General features: G+C 75.5%; 1 protein-coding gene. It reads left to right on the plus strand.

Going from position 1 to position 584, the window contains the following annotated elements; translation table 11 throughout:
- Positions 1-584: ketoacyl-synthetase C-terminal extension domain-containing protein (locus VR45_RS41625; RefSeq protein ID WP_045945189.1), on the plus strand; the 584-nt coding region annotated here is incomplete at both ends.

A 584-nucleotide genomic window follows, 5' to 3' on the forward strand; every position in this document is an offset into this window, starting at 1 on the left:
TGCCGCCGGTGTGGCGGGGGTCATCAAGTCGGTGCTCGCCCTGCGGCACGGCGTGATGCCCAAGACGCTGCACGTGGACGGCCCTACGCCCGAGGTGGACTGGTCGGCGGGAGCCGGGCGACTGCTGACGGAGGCCCGTGCGTGGGACGACACGGGACGCCCGCGCCGGGCCGGGGTGTCCGCCTTCGGCGTCAGCGGCACCAATGCCCACGTCATCCTCGAACAGGCCCCGGCCGACCCGACAGCCCCCGCGGACACGCTCGTCGACGGGCCCGGGACGCCGGAGACCGCACCTGCCGCCGTCCCCCTGCTCCTCTCGGCGCGCACTCCGGAGGCGTTGGGCGCCCAGGCTGCAGCGCTGGCGGCCCGGATCGGGGACGGGTCGGGTGTCCGCGCCGCGGACGTGGCCTTCTCGCTGGCCACGGGCCGCAGCGCGCTGGGACACCGCGCGGTGCTGGTGGGCACGGAGGAGGACCTCGCCGAGCACCTGACCGCGCTGTCGCAGGGTGCGGCGGTGTCCGGCGGTGGGTTGGTCTCCGGTCGTTCGGTGTTGGTGTTCCCGGGTCAGGGTTCGCAGTGGGTGG

It is taken from the genome of Streptomyces sp. NRRL S-495 (assembly GCF_000966955.1).
GTDB classification, from domain to species: Bacteria; Actinomycetota; Actinomycetes; order Streptomycetales; family Streptomycetaceae; genus Kitasatospora; species Kitasatospora purpeofusca.